Raw genomic sequence first — 17,971 nt, 5'->3', positions numbered from 1 at the left:
GCACAGGAAGAGGTCCGTAACCATGGCCACCCGAAGAAACAGCGCTGAGGACACCGATTCCGCAAACCGCATCAGCGGTTGTAACTGTTTGTTTTTAAAAATCGAGAGACTTATCTTAGTGCCATTCGGGACGGACCCTGAGGTATCCCCGGTTTCCGCGCACCGCCGCGAATGCCATGGTGGCTCGAAGAGAGTTCGGATCGCATCCACTTAAACTTGGCCTCCAACTTGACACAGCGTGGGCTCTATCCTGAACGGCTGGCCACCCTGCTCGCAAGGCGATCTGATCTCTGATCATCGATTCTGATACCGCGCGATGCAGCTACGCCTAAGCCCCTTCCACTTTGGTTGACCCGCTGGTATCACTGGCCTAGTCTCGGCAGGCACACAATAACCAGATCGTTCCGGCGGCTGTCCGATTCGAGCGTCGCTAGGCACATGCACGAGAATTGCACAGGATGGGCGGATTTTGTCTAGCACAGAAAACGCGGTGGCTGTTTAGTACGACGGGCGTGGGTTCCGTCTAATCAGCTTTTGGCATTCAACAGGATTTCCTAGGGAATAATATGGGCACTGAATTAACCTTTGATGCTTTTGAAAAAGAATGGTTAACGGATGTTGTAGCCGGGAACCCCAGTACAATAGAGTTGGGAAGGCGGTTTTCAAGAAAGCTTGTTAGTCAGTGGCTCGATTTTGCCGAGGATGAATCTCCCGACGACATTATTTATTGTGATGGAACTGGTGACGGCGGTGTTGATATTGCGTGTTTGCAGAGAGGCGATGACGCTGAGGATAATTCTAACGGTGGCGATACATGGTATTTAGTTCAGAGCAAATATGGTTCTGCTTTCTTGGGAACAAGCACTCTGATAGAAGAGGCGCAAAAGCTTATCGATACAGTCGACGGCCAAAGAAGCAATCTTTCTTCGCTCGCGGCGGGTCTTGTTGAGAGATTGCAAACATTTCGTAAACAGGCATCGGAAAAGGACAAGCTAGTTCTTGTTTATGCAGTTCAAAAGCCACTTTCCAAGGTTGAAAAACGAGCTGTCGAAGACATAAAAGCAATGGGGAAGAGCAGGCTCGGGGCTTCGTTCGACACTGATGTTGTCAGCCTCGAAACAATCTACCACAGGACACTCGAAGAGATTAGTCACGTAAATAAAACTCAAGTATTAATAACTGCGCATTTGGTTCCTTCAGGCGAAGAAATGCTTGTAGGTTCCGTTGGTCTTACCCAGCTATTCGATTTTCTGAAGAGTTATAAGGCAACCACTGGCGATATTGATATGCTATACGAGAAGAATGTAAGGAAATTTCTCGGAAGCAGAAGAAAAGTTAACAAGGGAATTGAAAATACGATTCTGACAAAACCTGAAAGATTTGGGCTTTACAATAACGGTATAACAATTGTAGTCGAGGCTTTTCAGCAGCAACCGAATAATATTGAGTATGAATTAACGGAACCATTCGTAGTCAATGGCTGCCAAACAACAAGGACGATTTGGGAGGTGCTGTATAGAAAGCTAGAAGCAGGAGGGACTGGCAAGGATCCAGAACTTGAGGCATGGAAGAAAAATCTTGGAAAAGGCATTGTGGTTATCAAAATTGTCAAAGTTGGATTGCGTGGCGACGAACTCCTCACTGAAACCACTAGATATACTAACAGCCAAAATGCTGTTAGTGAAAAGGACTTCATCGCTCTGGAAAGCGATTTCCAAAAGTGGTCAAAAAACATGGCCTCGAAATATCGAGTTTTTTTGGAAATTCAACGTGGCGGCTGGGATTCCCAAAAAGCCTATCAAAAACAAAACCCTAATACTGTCCAGTTTACAGAATGTATAAATGCATTTGATCTCCTGAAAGTCTATGGCGCAGCTTGGTTAGGTGAAGCAGGTATTTCATATGGGAAAAACCCTCCCTTTGCACCAGGAGGTAGTTTATTCCACAAAATTGTTAAACAAGATGATTTTGGTCTTGATGATTTATATGCGGCATACCAGCTATATAAGGCTGGCAGTCGTTTTAAGTTTGGGCGTGGCGCGGAAAAGCAGCAGCGAGGGCAAACTCGGCATTTGTTTTACATGCTTACTGTCGAGATGCTCAAGGATTGCTTCATCGCCGCTGGGAGGCCAGCAACAAATAAGAGCATTACCAAAGCGCTCTTAGTGCTTTTTTCCCAAGAAAATGATGCGGTATTGAATGCGCTGCTAGAGTATTCGATCTCCGTAGCTGACGACTATCTAACTCCTGGTCATGAGTATTGTGTTTTCAAAGAGCCTAAGTTTGCGGAGAAAGGCAGTGATCTGAATAGTTTTTTGAAATGGGAGCAGCTTGGAAAAGGAAATGACTCAACGCCCTTGCTTAATAATTTGCTTGCTCAGTATAAAATTGCCTTAAAAGGCGGAATTGGCGGCCAGCCTAAATACAGGGATATGATAAAGGAGATCATACTGAAGATTGATGCGGACATTTAATAAAAACGCTGTGGGTTGGGGTAAACGAGAGTGAACCCCAGCATTACAAACCGCAATCGCCGACAAAGACTTGATATACTTCTTAAAAATGGGGACAGATTTATTTGATGACACGAGACTGTGAATCGTCTTCTTGTCTCGCGATTGACTGCCGTTGATGCCGTCCATGATCGCCGTCTTAAACTTGGGGATGCGGATTATGTTTGGTAGCGCCCATCTTCCAGGCGGGCGGAAAAATGGGGACAGATTTATTTGATGACACGAGACTGTGAATCGTCTTCTTGTCCCGCGATTGACTGCCGTTGATGCCGTCCATGATCGCCGTCTTAAACTTGGGGATGCGAATTATGTTTGGTAGCGCCCATCTTCCAGGCGCGGAGCGTACAGGATGGGCACGCTGCGCTTTGCCCATCCTACGACTTTGCCTTTTTCTTTCCCGGAGGCCCGCCCCACCATGTTCCGCATCCTGAACCAGCGGCGATGGGTTAAACACCTGGGATGATGTTTGGGTGGGGATGCCGGGTTGGTCGGGCGCGCCCATCTTCCATGCTCAGCCGGAGAACTCTCATGCATGCTTACGACAAGGATATTCTCGCCTGGTCCCAGGAGCAGGCCCGACTCATCCGTGCCGGTCGCTTCGACCTGGTGGATCTGGAGCATGTCGCCGAGGAGATCGAGGACGTGGGTAAAAGCGAGCAGCGCGAATTGGCCAACCGGATGACGGTTCTCCTGGCCCATCTGCTGAAATGGTCGTTCCAGCCCGAGCGGCGCGGGGCCAGTTGGGAGAAGACCATCAAGGCCCAACGCAAGGAATTGGCCTATCACCTGGAAGAAACTCCCAGTCTGAGGCCCAAGCTGCTGGAGCCGCGCTGGTTGGACATGGTCTGGTCCAAGGCCGTCGCCCAGGCTGTTTCAGAAACCGGACTGGATTCTTTTCCGGAGACCTGCCCATGGCTGATCGACGAGGAGGTATTGAATCCGTACTGGTTTCCCGCCGACTAGAAAGCGGATCCGGATCGCCCACGCTCATCGCTTATTGCCAGCCCAAAACGGCGCGGTACGCTACAACTGACAACTGACAACTGACAACGCCCCGGAGACGCCCCCCATCATGTTTCGTATCCTCGGACAATCCCTGCGCGCCGGCCTGGTCACGGAGCCGCCGCCGGATCACGCGGACGCGGAGCTGGAACGGCTCGGGATCGAGCTGCGTCGACGGATCGACGCCCGTTTCGGCCGCAGCCTCGCCATTCGCCAGGTCGATGCCGGCTCCTGCAATGGCTGTGAGCTGGAGATCCACGCGCTCAACAATCCTTATCACGACGTCGAGCGCTTCGGCGTCCACTTCGTCGCCTCGCCGCGTCATGCCGATGCCCTGCTGGTGACCGGGCCGGTCTCGCGTCACATGGAAACCGCCCTGCGCCGCACCTGGCGGGCGACGCCATCGCCCAAGTTCGTGATCGCCGCCGGCGACTGCGCCTGCGACGGGGGCGAGTTCGGCGTCTCCTACGCCTGCCGTGGCGCGGTGGAAAACCTCATCCCGGTGGATGTGAAAATCCCCGGCTGTCCGCCGACACCGATCGATCTGCTCAAGGGCCTGCTTGGGGCCTTGGGTGTCCGAGGATGACGCGGGCGGTCATGGTCCATCTTCCGATGGACCATGACGGGCCGGTGGTGGGGGTTGGGGTAGTGCCCCAGCCTATATGACGAGTCACCAATTAAGTTATTGACATCGAAGCATAAAGATTTCGCGCCATCATATAAGCTGGGGCACTACCAAATCCTGTTAATCCTGTCCAATTCCGGAGCTTTCGGTCGGGTAGGGACTTTCCAGGAAATCGCCTAAAACGGGGCGTTGGTGCATAAACCTGCCGCCAGCAGCTAATCTGGCGGTGGTTCCAGCGGAGAAAGTCCCCAGACATGTCATCGACAGATCCCGGCAGTGGCGTAGACGTCTCCCCCAAGAAGGCGACCTACCGGGTCACCAATTGGTCGGAGTACGACCGAGCGCTGGTGGCGCGCGGAGACATCACCTTCTGGTTCGACCCGGCCGCGATTACCCAGCGCTGGACGCCAGCGCCAACGGGTAAACGCGGTGCGCCCTGGCGCTACTCGGACTGGTCCATCCAGACGTTGTTGGTCTTAAAGCAAGTGTTCCACCTGCCGTATCGCTCGTTGGAAGGGTTTGGACGTTCTCTGATGCGCCTGATGGGGTTGGACTGGCCGATCCCGGATCACACGCACCTGTCGCGCCGGGTGAGGGCGCTGGTGGTTCAAATCCCTCGCCAGGAACGCACGGGGCCGATCCATGTCGTGGTGGACTCCACCGGACTGAAGGTGTTTGGCGAGGGGGAATGGAAGGTGCGTCAACACGGCGCCGGGAAGCGGCGCACCTGGCTCAAGGTCCATCTGGCCGTCGATGCGCACGCGAAGGACGTCATTGGCGTAGAGGTCACGACGCCCGCTTGGACGGATGGTGAAGTCTTTCGGGAACTTGTCGATCAGGTCGACGGGGTCATTGAACAGATCGAGGCCGATGGGGCTTACGATACCCACGAGGCGTATGACGTGGCGGCGCAACACCAAGCCAAGCTGGTGGTTCCGCCCCGAGACAACGCCGTTGCCTGGGATGCGGAGCATCCGCGCACGCAGGCCCTCGCCGAGATCCAGGAGAAGGGACTGGCGCCTTGGAAGAAAGACACGGGCTACCACCATCGCAGTCTCGCCGAAAACGCCATGTATCGCCTCAAACAGCTCTTCGGGGCGGGCGTTGCCTCACGCCTTTTCGACGCCCAGGTGAACGAGGTCCATGCGCGGATCGCGGCCATGAACAGGATGACCTACCTGGGAATGCCCGTTTCGGTGCGGGTTGGGGTCACTGCGTCCTGAGAAAATGGGGAAAGGGGAATCCTGTCCCAATGCTTCTTTATGCACCAACGCCCTAAAACGGCGATTCCTATTTCGGTGGTGCCCCAATCGAGAGGATCGGCGCGTGGAAGATGGGCACGCCCGGCCAACATTAGCGCAAATCCAAACCTTGGAGCGCGGGCTTTGCCCATCCTACGAATTGGAGCACTACCCCTATTTCAAGCCCGCCAGGCGGCGAGCCGGTCCATGGCGATCCGATTCATCGTCTCGGCCCGCTCGGGGCTGTCGGCTTCGGTATAGGCACGCAGTTCGGGGGCGTTGCCGGAGGCGCGCAGGTGCAGGATCTCGCCGCTGGCGAAGGTGATGCGCAGCCCGTCGGTGGCGTCGATGGCGGCGACCGGGCCGAAGGGGTCGGCGAAGGCGGACTCGATCGCGCTCCTGTCGCGCTCGAAATCCCCGCTCTGGAGGGCGGCGAGGCGGGTCTGGCTGAGTTGGGTGGGGAAGTCCTTCAGCCGGTCGCTGTGGGTGTAGCGGCGCGGTAGGTCGCTCGCCAGGGCGGAGACCGGCTTGGCCTGCTCGACCGAGGCCAGCAGGATGGTGACGGCGACCAGCACGGCGTCGCGCGTCGGCAGGGCGCGGAGAATGCGGCCGTCGCGCTCGATGTCGGTGGCGAGGAGAAAGCCGCCGTTGGCCTCGTAGCCGACGACCGGGCCGAGGCCGTCCGCCACCAGACGCTGCATGCCCTCGATCACGAAGGGCGAGCCGATGCGGGTGCGCGCGACGCGCTGGAAGCCGCCGCATTTCTCGACCGCCGTGTTGCTGCTCACCGGGGTCACCACCCCGCGCGCGCCGAGTTGCCGGGCGCAGAGCACGCCGGCGATGTCGCCGCGCAGCCAGATCCCGGTTTCGTCGCCGATCAGCGGGCGGTCGCCGTCGCCGTCGGCAGAGACCAGGGCGTCGAAACGGCCGGAGGCGGCCCAGTCGCGGGCGAGAACCTGGTCCTCCGGACGGATCGCCTCGGTGTCGACAGGAATGAAGACCGCCGAGAAGCCCAGCCGGGTGACCTCGGCTCCCAGCCCCGCGAGCACATCGACGAAGGCCTCGCGCGCGACGCTGGAATGCTCATAGACCCCGACCCGCAGACCCGCCAGACAGCCCTTGGGGAAGAAGTCCAGATAGCGGGCGACATAGTCCCGATAGGCGCTCGGATCCGGCTCGGGCAGATCGCTGGAGCGTGGCGCCAGGAAGGCGCCAGCGGCGTCGAAGAGTCCCGCGGGGCGCTCGACCCTCTGGGCGCGGATGCCCTCCTCGTCGCGCTTGAGGATCTCGCCCGTCGGCAGATTGAACTTGATGCCGTTGCGATCGTCCGGGATGTGGCTGCCGGTGACCATGAGGGTCGGAATCCCGTGCGCGAGGCCATGGGCGGCGACGGCCGGACTCGGGATGGGGCCGAGATTCAGCGGTCGGCCGCCCCGGTCGAGCACCGCGCGCGCGCAGGCGGTCATGATGCGCGGCGAGCTGGGGCGCCGATCACCGCCGATCCCGACCTCGCCGCCGGCGGACAGCGCGCCGATCTCCTTGAGATAGTCCAGGAAACCCAGGGTATAGGCGTAACAGACCCAATCGGTCATGCCGCTCGCCAGGCCACGCGCCCCGCTGGTGCCGAACCCGACACCGCTTTCGGCCATCAAATCGCCAATTCGCATCTCGCTTCCTCTTGCCGACAGTCGTCATCCAGGGATTTGGAAGGCGAGATTCTGGCGTATCCGCGGCCGTCCGGCGAGTCAATGCGCCTGCGTTCGCATCTCCAGCAGGCGCTCGGGCGGCACCGGCTCCAGCCGACCGTCCGCTGTCAGGCTGAGCCGTCCGGTCTCGACGCGCCCGATCCGCTCCGGACCCTGGGGTCCGAGTCGGCAGAGATCGCCGTTCTGGACGAGGCAAACCTGGGGGATGTGGCAGGACCGCGCGATGGCGGCATTGGCGGCGAGATGTCTCGGGGTGCCATGCACGGGGATCAGGGCCGGCGGCTGCACCCAGCCGTAGAGACGGCGCAGATCCTCCTGGGCCGGATGGCCGGATGGCCGGAGACATGGATTGGGGCATCCGTGTCCGTGACGATCTCGGCCCCGAGGTCTTTCAGGCGCTGCTGGACGCGCATGACCGAAGCTTCGTTGCCCGGGATCATCTTCGATGAAAAAAACACGGCATCGCCCGGGTCCAGCGACAGATCGCGATGCCGATCCTCCGCGATCCGGGCCAGCGCGGACCCCGGCTCGCCCTGGCTGCCGGTACAGGCGGCAAACACCTCCTGGGGCGGCAACAACCCCAGATGACGCGGGTCGACCAGCTCGGGCAAGTCGCCCGGCCAATAGCCGCAACCGCGAGCGATGGCGACCATCCGCGCCATCGCCTGACCGACCAGGCCGAAGCGTCGTCCCACCGCCTCGGCGACCCGCGCCAGGGTGACGAGCCGCGCGATGTTGCTGGCGAAACTGGTGACCAGGATCCGCCCGCTCGCCTGGCTGGCCAGCTCAAGCAGAGGGGCGAAGAGATCCCCTTCGGATCCGGTTGAGCCCGGCACCACGGCATTGGTGGAATCGCAGACCATGGCCAGCAGGGGCGCGCGACTCAGGGCGTGCAGCCGGTCGGGGTCGTAGCGTCGGCCGACGACCGGACGATCGTCGAGCTTCCAGTCGCCGCTGTGGAAGACCGCACCGACCGGGGTGGTGATGAGGATCCCGTTGGACTCCGGGATCGAATGGGTCATGCCGATATATTCGACACCGAAGGGACCGAGCTGAAACCGCTCGCCGAGGGCGATCGGCCGAACCGGATCCTCCTCGATTCCGGCGCCAGCGAGCTTCTGGCGGACGAAGGCGGCGGTGAAGGGCGTGGCCAGGATGGGACAGCGCAGACGCCGCCAGAGATAGGGCAAGGCGCCGACGTGGTCCTCGTGCCCGTGCGTCAGCAGGATGCCGACCAGACGCTCGCGGCGCGCCGCGATGAAGGCCGGATCCGCCATCATCACCCGATGCTCCGGGAAGGCGTCGCCACCGAAGGTGAGGCCCATGTCGACCATGAACCAGGCGCCATCGTGACCGTAGAGCGCCAGGTTCATGCCGATCTCGCCCGCGCCGCCCAGCGGGAGGAAGAGGAGTTCGTCGGTCGTGGGGATCAGGTGCGCGGAATCGTTGAGCGGCATCGCTAGGACATGAGGGCTCGGTCAGGTGGAAAACGACCCGTCCGAATCCGTAACGGACCCTGTCAGTCTGGCACTAAGGGTCAAGCTCGGCAAACCCACGCCAGCGGCATCCGATCCCGGCCTCTCGAAGGCCTCGCCCACGCAACCGATGGATCGGAGCCGCTACCGCGACGCCGGCTACTTGCTCCGGGATCAGGATTCGATCAGGCGGGTGCGCGAGCGGATCCGCCCAACCATCTCCATATCCAAAGGCGTCGCCCGCCCGCTAGGGGTCATGGCGCGCATTCCAGGCACGTCCGAGTGACCGGTGAAGATGGCTCGGATCCGGGCTTCGAGCCGGGTTTCACCGAGGACGTCAGGTCCGGCCAGATGGAGCGGATCGTCTCCCCAGGCGTCGAGTCCGGCCTCAAGCACCCGGCGCGCCCGCGTGCCTTCACGGATCAGGCGAAGGGCCAGATCGTCGAGCCAGCGGCCAAGACCAGGATCAACCCGATGTTTGAAGTACCTCTTCATGCGCGCCTCGCGAGTGGTTTCGTTGAATGGTGATATCGCGCGGCATTCGGGGCTGGATCCTTGGTGAATGCCGCTCACCACCTAGCTGACAACCGTCCACCGAAAAAGTTGTCGGCAAGACAGCACCGAACGTCGATTGAACCTCGTCGGCCAGGCGCGCGCCGCTCAAGGCTCCGCGCCACGCCATCTCAGGTGCTCAAGCAGATCCAGCAGGGGCGCGGCCTTGTGAAAGGTCTCTCGATACTCGGCTTCAGGGTCGGAGTCGGCCACGATGCCACCGCCGGCCCAGAGCCGCGCGGTGCCGGCGGACTGAACCAGGGTGCGAATGGCGATGTTGGTGTCCATGGCGCCATCGAATCCCAGATAGCCGATCGCCCCGCAATAGACACCGCGCCGATGCGGCTCCAGCTCATCGATCACCTCCATCGCCCGCCGCTTGGGCGCGCCCGTGATGGATCCGCCCGGAAAGCAGGCTCGCAGCAGATCCACCGCCGTGCGTCCCTCGGCCAGACGCCCGGTGACGGTGCTCACCAGATGGTGCACGCGGGCGAAGCTCTCGACCTCGAACAGCTTGGGGACACGGATGCTGCCGATCGCGCAGACCTGGCCCAGGTCGTTGCGCATCAGGTCGACGATCATGACGTTCTCCGCGCGATCCTTTGGGCTCAGACGCAGCGCGTCCGCCAGACGCCGGTCCTCGGCTGGATCCTTCCCGCGTGGGCATGTCCCCTTGATGGGCTTGGTTTCCACCCAGCCGTCCCGCGCCTCCAGGAAGCGTTCCGGCGAGGAGCACAACACCTGACCATCGGGCGTCGCCAGATAGGCACCGAAGGGGGCCGGGTTGAGCGTCCGCAGGATCCTGTAGGCGTGCCAGGGATCGCCCTCGGCGGGCACCGAGAAGCGTTGGGCGAAATTGACCTGATAGCAGTCGCCCTCATGGAGATAGCGCTTGATGCGCGCGACGGATTCCAGGTAGCGCCCCTGGGTCAGGTTGGATGTAACCCGACCGAGCGCCCGGAAGGAGGCGCGCGGACGTCCGCGCGGGGGACCGTCGAGAGCCGAGGACAACCGCCCCTCGTACTCCGACACCATCGCCCGGTCCAGGCCGACCAGACGGCTGCGACGCTCGACATGATCCACGACCAGGGCCCAGTCGTAGAGGCCCAGGGCCATGTCCGGGAACGGTGGGTCATCCTCCACCCGACTCGGCGAGCGCGCCAGGCACCGGCCGAGATCGTATCCGAAATAGCCGACCGCCCCGCCGACGAATGGCAGGCCGGCCATCCCCGAGCGAAGGGGACCGAGCGCGTCCGCCAGCAGCCGGAAGGGATCGTCGAGCGAGAGGCGCGCTCCATGGGCCGAGCGCCACTCGGTCTTGAGCCCGCGGGTGACGAGCACCTGGCCTGGATCGGCGGTCAGGATGTCGAAACGACCCTGGGAACAAAAGGGACGGCCGCTGTCGAGAAAGACCGGCCGGGAACAATCCAGCAACGCCTCGAACAGTGCCGCGCTATCCGGACGATAGGGAAAATCCCGGACCAGCGGCGGACTCACAAGGGATAGGATTCAACGGCCAGGGCGGCCACCGCCGCCGCCGGGGCGCAGTCGGAGACAGGGGGCGACCCGCTCCATTCGCAGGCCAGCAGGGTATCGAATCCGACATAGGGGCGCTTCAGTCGCTCGGCGAGTCGAACCGCCAGAAAGCAACCGACCCCGGCCCCCACGATCGGCGTCGTGTCAGCACAGTCGGCACGCGAGAGCAGACAGGCCGCGGCATCCACGAGGCGGCGCAGTTGGCACTCGGACAGATACTCGGCGGTTCGTGTCCAAGCCCCCGGATCGCCCGACGCCTCCGCCAGTCCGAGCATCCGGGCCAGTCGTCGCGCGCTGGCCGTCGCCTTCCCCTCGCGACCCTCGGCGCCCGGCGGAATCTCGCTCGGTTCCGGCAGATCGCCGGTGAGCCGATGGATGTCGGCGGTCGTCGCGAAAGGCTCCGCGATCAAGGGAACCCAGGCGCCATCGAACGGCACCTGTCGAGCCAGGGCCATCAGCGGGGTGCTCGACACACCGGAATAGAGTAGCTCGCCATGCAGCAGCCGTTCGTGATCCGTCGCGCCCCAGGCCAGCACCTCGTGATCCGCGAATGGAACCAGATCGACGGTGGCGCTCCCGACATCCACCACCAGCCCTCGCGGGAGATGACTGGTGGCCAGCGCGGCCGGCGCCATCCAGCGCGCCGAGGCGACCTGGGCGCGCATGCCGCTGGCCGCGTCCGGCCCGATCAAGCCAGCCGCGCCCGCGTAGACCAGGAGCGTTTCGTCGGGCAGGGCGTCTCGCATCAGGGAGACCAGTGTCTCGACTCCTTGGGCGCGATCCTCGAACAGACGGGCCAGCTCGACGGTCATGGTCAGCGCATGGCGGGCCTTGGGCCGACCGAGTCGTTCCAGGGCCTCCTGAATCGCGGGCGCGAGCCGATCGAAGCCCTGGCCCAGCGGGCAAGCGATCAGGACCACCGCACGCACGCACCCCGAGCGATCGAGCCGAACCGCTTTCAGGCGGGTAGCGCCCAGATCCCAACCAATCCAAGCATCAGGCAACACCGGCATACGTCAGACAGATCTCCAGGGCTAGGCCGTCGGCGACATCCCACGGCCTGTTGAACGGACCCAGGCGCATCGCGCCCGAGAGGACAGTCTACACCCGAGAGGGCGACAAGGCGGGAGGCGCGGGCGCGCCGGGGAGCATGGCCCTCGGCGATCCGCGAGGACGCCGGCTCGCGAGCCACGCGCGTCATGCATCAGTCAGGGATCGCCTCAAGCACCTCCAGGGCCGGGACGTAATCCAGCGCGTGCGCCTGCGCGACCTCCCGCCGACAGAGACGCCCGTTCGCCACGTTCAACCCGTCGCGCAGACGCGGATCCTCCAGCAACGCCCGGCGCGCGCCCTTGTCCGCCAGCGCCAGCACGAACGGCAGGGTGGCGTTGTTCAGGGCCAGGGTCGAGGTCCGCGCCACCGCGCCCGGCATGTTGGTCACGCAATAGTGAACGACCCCATCGATCTGGAAGGTCGGATCCTGATGGGTGGTCGGACGCGAGGTCTCGAAGCAGCCGCCCTGATCGATGGCGACATCCACCAGCACCGAGCCCTTCTTCATGCGCCCGACCATCTCGCGCGTGACCAGCTTGGGGGCCGCCGCCCCTGGGACCAGCACCGCGCCGATCACCAGATCCGCCTCCAGGACGCATGGCTCCAGGAGGTGCGCCGCCGAGAACAGGGTGCGAACGCGATTGCCGAAGCGCTCGTCCAGACGCCGCAGGGCGTCGAGGTCGCGATCCAGAACACTCACGTCCGCGCCCAGACCAACGGCCATGGCGATCGCGTTGCGTCCCACGACCCCCGCCCCGATCACCGTCACCCGCGCCGGCTCGACCCCTGGGACACCGCCCAGCAGGAGGCCGCGTCCGCCCTGGGCCTGTTCGAGACAATGGGCGCCGGCCTGGATCGAGAGTCGGCCGGCCACCTCCGACATGGGCGTCAGCAGCGGTAGATGCCCGGTGGCGTCCGTGACCGTCTCGTAGGCGATGCCGATGGCCCCGCTCGCCATCAGATCCAAAGTCTGGGCGAGATCCGGGGCGAGATGGAGAAAGGTGAAGAGCGTGTGACCCGCGTGCAGCCAGCCACGCTCGACCGCCAGGGGCTCCTTGACCTTGACGATCAACTCGGAGCGCGCGAAGACCTCCTCGGCCGATGACGAAATCCGGGCACCGGCGGACAGATAATCCGCGTCCTGGAAACCGATCGCCGCGCCGGCCCGGGACTCGACCAGCACCCGGTGCCCGCGCGCCGACAACGCCTGGACCGAGGCCGGCGTCAGCCCGACGCGATACTCATGGTTCTTGATTTCCCTGGGCACACCGACGTTCATGGGCAAACATCCCCCGGCGGTTGAGTCGCGACGGCTCGACCGAGGCGGCCAGCCGTCCTGGATCGCGGTTCAGTCGGCCCCCGCGCCCGGCGTCGCGGATGGCGGTCTGGGCATCAGCCAACCGGCGATCAGGATCAGGATCACGCCAGCCAGCGAGATCCAGTACCAGCCGCGTAATTGAGTCGGACCATATTCATACACGGCGCCGGCACCCACCATGATCCGATCTCCAGCGGAAACGATACGGCCGATCCCGAACGGCGGCTGGTTTTCGACCGTGTCGGCCGGCAACAATGGATCCTCGGTGATCAAGCCATCGTCCTCGTCCGAAATCCCAAACGAGTAGAGCCCATCGTCGCGTCCGATCCAGAGGCGCTCCGCGCCTTGCGCGCCGCCGTCCGTGGTCAGGTGTAGCGACAACACCCGTTGGCCCTTGAGTTCGGGATGCAGCGACCGCCAGACCTCGCCCGGTCGCGTTTGCCAGAACAGACCCTGATCGGTCCCGGCCAGAAGCCGGCCGCCCCGGCTGGTCGCGAAACCGAACACCTTCACGTCGGCCGGCAGCCCCTCGCTGTTCGCCCGCCAGGCCGTCGCCGGATCGCCCGCCGGGGTGGAGAAGACCCCGGCGCCAATGGTGCCGGCATGCCACCAATGTCCGGCGTCCGTCCGTTGATCATGAAGACAGTAGATGTTCGCCTTCGGCTCCAGAACCTGCCAGACGCCATTGACGAGCCGCCGCACACCGGTGGCGGTTCCGGCCAGGAGCCCCTGGTCGGTCGCCAGCAGGCTCCCGACCCGCTCCTCCAGCGGCGGCGCCCCGACCGGCGCGAAATAGAGTCCGCCCGCCGTCCCAACCGGTGCACGCCCCGGCTCGCCGAGCATGGCGATCACCGGCTGCTCGCCCAGGTACTGATTGATCCGCGTCCAGACCCCATCGCGGAAGCGCCAGACCTCACCCGCCTGGGTACCCGCGAGAATGTCGCCCCCGGCCGTGGCGACAAGATCCGTCACATGCCCGGTCCGAGGCGGATCGTTCGGCGCCAGATGGATACCGCCCGGCAGCAAAGGCCCGGCGATCGCCAGGATCAGCCCGAGCCCGCTCAGACCGAGCGCGAGATTCTTTCGTGTTTTCATCGACATGATTCCGCTAGCGCTGAAAGGCGCGTTGGTGATTTCCCGAAACCCCGTCCCGGTGGATGGATACGCCAGATAAAGGGGATTTCCAGGATCGAGTGAAGTTCCTGGGACTCGGCTCACGCCTCCAGATTAAAGATGCTTCTGGAAACCGCTAAAGACCCAGCCGATGGCATCCGGTCGCCCGAGGTCGTCAACCGCCAGCACGTCGAACAGGTCGCTCTTCTCAGCGTCGATGATCCCAGACGTTGGCATGTGGGCCTCGGACAGGTCAAATGGAACCTAGGGTTTAGCCACCGCATCGGTTATGGTCGCACCCGAGCCATCTCGGTGACTTGCGTGGATTTTGACCGACGTGTTAGGATCCCGCTTCTTTATGCACCGAAACACACGCCGACTTGCAGGGATTCCCGCCATGTCCAAGGTATGTCAAGTTACCGGTAAACGCCCCCTCACCGGCAACAACGTCTCGCACGCGAACAACAAGACCAAACGTCGTTTCCTGCCCAATCTCCATGAGAAGAGATTCTGGGTCGAGGCGGAGAAGCGCTGGGTGAAGCTGCGGCTCACGACCAAGGGCATGCGCATCATCGACAAGAAAGGCATCGATGCCGTTTTGGTCGATGTCCGCGCGAGCGGCATCAAGGTCTAACCGGAGAATCCATCCATGGCCAAGGCAGCACGCGACAAGATTCGGCTGAACTCCAGCGCCGGAACCGGTCACTTCTACACCACGACCAAGAACAAGCGCAATCAGCCCGGCAAGATGGAGATCAAGAAGTTCGATCCCGTCATCCGCCAGCACGTCATGTACAAGGAAGGCAAGATCAAGTAAGCCTTCCCGATCGGCGCTCGCTGCCGGTCCGCTCGTCCCTGATCGTCTAAAAGGCCCGCCTTGGCGGGCTTTTGGCGTTTTGGCTGACCTGCGTCTCGTCCTCGCGAGCGCTCCAGTCCATCGGGCACCCTGGCCGGGCCATGGACTGTCAGCGAATCGATTCGATCCCCCGAGCGGCACCCACCCGCTCTCCTGGCTCCGCAGTCCGGAAGCGCCTTATCGAGCCATCCCGTGGATGACGGATGAAAGGCTCGGACGGGTTGTGGGTGATCTCCGGGAAACCATGTGCCCGCGATTCGCCCCGTCATGGACAGGATTTACAGGATTTATAAAGCCCTGTTTTTAATCCTGTAAATCATGAAGAATCCTGTTAATCCTGTCCCACTCCCGAGCCTTCGGTCGGGCACGGACTTGCCCGGAAATCGCCTTAGTCGATCCCCGCAAGACAGAACACCGTACCTTCGTCTCGTCTCGCGCATCGCCCCGATGCGCGCCTTGGCGGCGCGCGCTCGGGATTGTCGAAGGCGTGAGGTGCTCAGCCTGAGTGGATTAGACGCGGACCGACTACTATTGAACGGCCCTCAGCCGCCCCGATTCGCGCGCTTGCGCTCGTGCTCCTTCAGGTAGCGCTTACGCACCCGGATGGCCTTAGGGGTGATCTCGACCAGTTCGTCGTCCTCGATGAACTCCAGTGCCTGCTCCAGCGTGAACTTGACGGGCGGGGTCAGCAGGATGTTCTCGTCCGAGCCGGCGGCGCGGATGTTGGTCAACTGCTTGGCCTTGAGCGGATTGACGGTGAGGTCGTTGTCGCGCGAGTGGATGCCGACCACCTGGCCTTCGTACACCTCGTCGCTGGGCGAGACCATCATGCGACCGCGTTCCTGGAGCGCGAAGAGGGCGTAACCCAGGGCCTTGCCGGTGCCGTTGGAGATGAGCGCGCCGTTGCGCCGGGGGGCGATGCCGCCCATGTTGGCCGGACGATAGCGGTCGAAGACGTGGTATTTGAGTCCGGTGCCGGAGGTCAGCGACATGAACTCGGTCTGGAAGCCGATCAGTCCGCGCGAGGGGATCTCGTAGTCGAGCCGCACCCGGCCCCGGCCGTCCGGAACCATGTCCTTGAGCTCGCCGCGCCGCTCGCCGAGCGCCTGCATGATGGCGCCTTGCGAGGTCTCGTCCATGTCGACCGTGAGCTGCTCGTAGGGCTCGCAGATCTGACCGTCGATCTCGCGGAAGATGACCTCGGGACGCGAGACGGCCATCTCGAAACCCTCGCGGCGCATGTTCTCCAGCAGGATGGAGAGATGCAGCTCGCCGCGCCCGGAGACGCGGAATTTCTCGGGGTCGTTGCCTTCCTCGACCCGCAGGGCGACGTTATGGATGAGCTCGCGCTCCAGCCGGTCCTTGAGCTGGCGCGAGGTCAGATATTTGCCGTCGCGCCCGCAGAAGGGCGAGGTGTTGACCTGGAAGGTCATGGTGACGGTCGGCTCGTCGACGGTCAGCGCCGGCATGGCGTGAACGTTCTCTGGGTCGCAGAGGGTGTCGGAGACGCCGGGCGCCTCGATTCCGGTCAGGGCCACGATGTCGCCGGCGGTGGCCAGGGGCACTTCGTGACGCGCCAGACCCAGATAGCCATAGACCAGCCCGATCTTGGCCTTCTGACGCACGCCGTCGGGCTTGACGACGATGATCTGCTGGTTGGGTCGCACGCTGCCATGCCGAATGCGACCGACCGCGATGGCGCCCACATAGGAGTTGTAGTCGAGCGTCGAGATCTGCATCTGGAAGGGCGAGTCGGGATCGACCTCGGGGGCCGGACAGTGCTGGACGATGGCCTCGAACAGCGGGGTCATGTCGCCCTCGGTGATGTCGTTGGCGAGTCCGGCATAGCCGTTGATGGCCGAGGCGTAGACGATCGGGAAGTCGAGCTGCTCGTCGGTCGCGCCGAGCCGGTCGAAAAGATCGAAAACCTGGTCGATCACCCAATCCGGGCGCGCGCCGGGGCGGTCGATCTTGTTGATGACCACGATCGGACGCAGGCCGTGGGCGAACGCCTTGCTGGTCACGAAACGGGTCTGAGGCATGGGGCCTTCCTGGGCATCGACCAGCAGCAGCACCGAATCGACCATGGAGAGCACGCGCTCCACCTCGCCGCCGAAATCCGCGTGGCCGGGGGTGTCGACGATGTTGATGCGGTAGTCGTTCCAGCGGATGGCGGTGTTCTTGGAGAGGATGGTGATGCCGCGCTCCTTCTCCAGCGCGTTGGAGTCCATGACCCGCTCCACCGGCCCGAAGCGATCGCCCAGTGTGCCGGATTGCTGCAAGAGCTTATCCACCAGTGTGGTTTTGCCATGATCGACGTGGGCGATGATGGCGATGTTGCGAAGGGTTTCGATCACTGGGGAAAGCTCCGGGGAATGGCAAAAGGATGACGGAAGTGAGGGAGTTTGAATCACGAGCGGTGGCGGGATCCTTGACCGGGGGCCGGATGCGGGGCATGACCGGCCCGGTCAGACGCGAATTATATACGCTCGGAGCCCAGATTGATCGGTGCTTGTCCACGTCACCCTGGTTTGCGCGGAACCTTCCGGGGCGTGTATGCGCCAGGCGGCCGGTGGTCGGACCGGCCAAGTCGAGCGGGGCCGCGGCGCGGAACACACCATGATCGCCGCCCCGAGTGTCGGGGACACTTAGCGGTCAATCCTTCGACTTTTCGTCGTCATTTTGCCGCAACGCTTGGCCTCTCATGCCTTTTTCCAAGATGCCAACAATATCTGTGGATAACTTTGTGCAAAACATTTGATCAACCGCGTCGAGGGCGCGTCGTTACTGGTCTCGAAACAGATTGCACGAATTTTGACCGATTCAAGAAAATCTTGTTAATTCAGCATCTTGTGAATTTCCGCTCGTTCGCCGGAAGGGGCCGCCCGCCCCCTGTGTCCGGCCTGGCCAGAGGGCTTGACACTTGTGAACAAGCCGTTATCCAACCGGCCGGCTGGAATCTGGCGAGGAGCCTCCGGGAC

General features: G+C 62.5%; 16 protein-coding genes. 6 read left to right on the top strand and 10 right to left on the bottom strand.

The genetic code is table 11. From position 1 onward, the window contains the following. Positions 1-566: 566 nt before the first annotated feature. The 4 genes from CKO27_RS15220 to CKO27_RS15205 all read left to right on the top strand — a co-directional run bounded on the left by CKO27_RS15220 (position 567) and on the right by CKO27_RS15205 (position 5,363). Positions 567-2,474, top strand: a complete 1,908-nt coding sequence (locus tag CKO27_RS15220) for an AIPR family protein (protein WP_200375757.1) — start codon at positions 567-569, stop codon at positions 2,472-2,474. Positions 2,475-3,041: 567 nt separating this feature from the next. Beyond that, positions 3,042-3,476 (top strand): DUF29 domain-containing protein, encoded by a 435-nt coding sequence (locus CKO27_RS15215; protein WP_200375756.1) that lies wholly within the window; start codon positions 3,042-3,044, stop codon positions 3,474-3,476. Between the two features lie 109 nt (positions 3,477-3,585). Further along, positions 3,586-4,101, top strand: a complete 516-nt coding sequence (locus CKO27_RS15210; RefSeq protein ID WP_200375755.1) for an NADH-quinone oxidoreductase subunit B family protein — start codon at positions 3,586-3,588, stop codon at positions 4,099-4,101. Between the two features lie 293 nt (positions 4,102-4,394). Then, positions 4,395-5,363: an IS5 family transposase gene (locus CKO27_RS15205; protein ID WP_200375754.1), complete on the top strand. Its 969-nt coding sequence runs from the start codon at positions 4,395-4,397 to the stop codon at positions 5,361-5,363. Between the two features lie 197 nt (positions 5,364-5,560). Here CKO27_RS15205 and CKO27_RS15200 read toward each other — a convergent pair whose 3' ends face one another. The 9 genes from CKO27_RS15200 to CKO27_RS24995 all read right to left on the bottom strand — a co-directional run bounded on the left by CKO27_RS15200 (position 5,561) and on the right by CKO27_RS24995 (position 14,371). Continuing rightward, on the bottom strand, positions 5,561-7,048 hold the full coding sequence (locus CKO27_RS15200) for a phosphomannomutase (protein WP_200375753.1): 1,488 nt from the start codon (positions 7,046-7,048) through the stop codon (positions 5,561-5,563). A 78-nt stretch (positions 7,049-7,126) separates the two neighbouring features. Further along, positions 7,127-7,375: a hypothetical protein gene (locus tag CKO27_RS15195; protein WP_200375759.1), complete on the bottom strand. Its 249-nt coding sequence runs from the start codon at positions 7,373-7,375 to the stop codon at positions 7,127-7,129. Continuing rightward, on the bottom strand, positions 7,357-8,544 hold the full coding sequence (locus CKO27_RS15190; RefSeq protein WP_200375752.1) for a ribonuclease J: 1,188 nt from the start codon (positions 8,542-8,544) through the stop codon (positions 7,357-7,359). Before CKO27_RS15190 ends, CKO27_RS15195 begins: the two co-directional genes overlap by 19 nt. Positions 8,545-8,736: 192 nt before the next feature. Next, positions 8,737-9,057, bottom strand: a complete 321-nt coding sequence (locus tag CKO27_RS15185) for a hypothetical protein (RefSeq protein ID WP_200375751.1) — start codon at positions 9,055-9,057, stop codon at positions 8,737-8,739. A gap of 165 nt (positions 9,058-9,222) precedes the next feature. Next, the gene (gene pabB, locus CKO27_RS15180; RefSeq protein ID WP_200375750.1) at positions 9,223-10,611 is read right to left on the bottom strand and encodes an aminodeoxychorismate synthase component I; all 1,389 of its coding nucleotides are present in this window, start codon (positions 10,609-10,611) and stop codon (positions 9,223-9,225) included. Continuing rightward, positions 10,608-11,663 carry a hydantoinase/oxoprolinase family protein gene (locus tag CKO27_RS15175; protein WP_200375749.1) on the bottom strand — a complete coding sequence of 352 codons (1,056 nt, stop codon included), beginning with the start codon at positions 11,661-11,663 and terminating at the stop codon, positions 10,608-10,610. The genes pabB and CKO27_RS15175 overlap by 4 nt, the downstream gene beginning before the upstream one ends. A 191-nt stretch (positions 11,664-11,854) precedes the next feature. After that, positions 11,855-12,982 carry an alanine dehydrogenase gene (gene ald / locus CKO27_RS15170; protein WP_200375748.1) on the bottom strand — a complete coding sequence of 376 codons (1,128 nt, stop codon included), beginning with the start codon at positions 12,980-12,982 and terminating at the stop codon, positions 11,855-11,857. Between the two features lie 69 nt (positions 12,983-13,051). Next, positions 13,052-14,116 carry a ligand-binding sensor domain-containing protein gene (locus CKO27_RS15165; RefSeq protein ID WP_200375747.1) on the bottom strand — a complete coding sequence of 355 codons (1,065 nt, stop codon included), beginning with the start codon at positions 14,114-14,116 and terminating at the stop codon, positions 13,052-13,054. Positions 14,117-14,248: 132 nt separating this feature from the next. Then, positions 14,249-14,371, bottom strand: coding sequence for a hypothetical protein (locus CKO27_RS24995; protein ID WP_276570167.1), 123 nt, complete (start codon positions 14,369-14,371; stop codon positions 14,249-14,251). Positions 14,372-14,531: 160 nt separating this feature from the next. Between CKO27_RS24995 and rpmB the strand changes: the two genes are divergently transcribed. After that, the gene (gene rpmB, locus CKO27_RS15160; protein WP_200375746.1) at positions 14,532-14,768 is read left to right on the top strand and encodes a 50S ribosomal protein L28; all 237 of its coding nucleotides are present in this window, start codon (positions 14,532-14,534) and stop codon (positions 14,766-14,768) included. Positions 14,769-14,783: 15 nt separating this feature from the next. Continuing rightward, positions 14,784-14,951 (top strand): 50S ribosomal protein L33, encoded by a 168-nt coding sequence (gene rpmG / locus CKO27_RS15155; protein WP_007193702.1) that lies wholly within the window; start codon positions 14,784-14,786, stop codon positions 14,949-14,951. Positions 14,952-15,532: 581 nt separating this feature from the next. Here the strand turns inward: rpmG and typA are convergent. Continuing rightward, positions 15,533-17,347: a translational GTPase TypA gene (typA, locus tag CKO27_RS15150; RefSeq protein WP_200375745.1), complete on the bottom strand. Its 1,815-nt coding sequence runs from the start codon at positions 17,345-17,347 to the stop codon at positions 15,533-15,535. Between the last annotated feature and the right edge of the window lie 624 nt (positions 17,348-17,971).

This window comes from Thiocystis violacea, from assembly GCF_016583575.1.
Lineage (GTDB): Bacteria > Pseudomonadota > Gammaproteobacteria > Chromatiales > Chromatiaceae > Thiocystis > Thiocystis violacea.
This window is presented reverse-complemented; position numbering and strand designations above follow the sequence as displayed.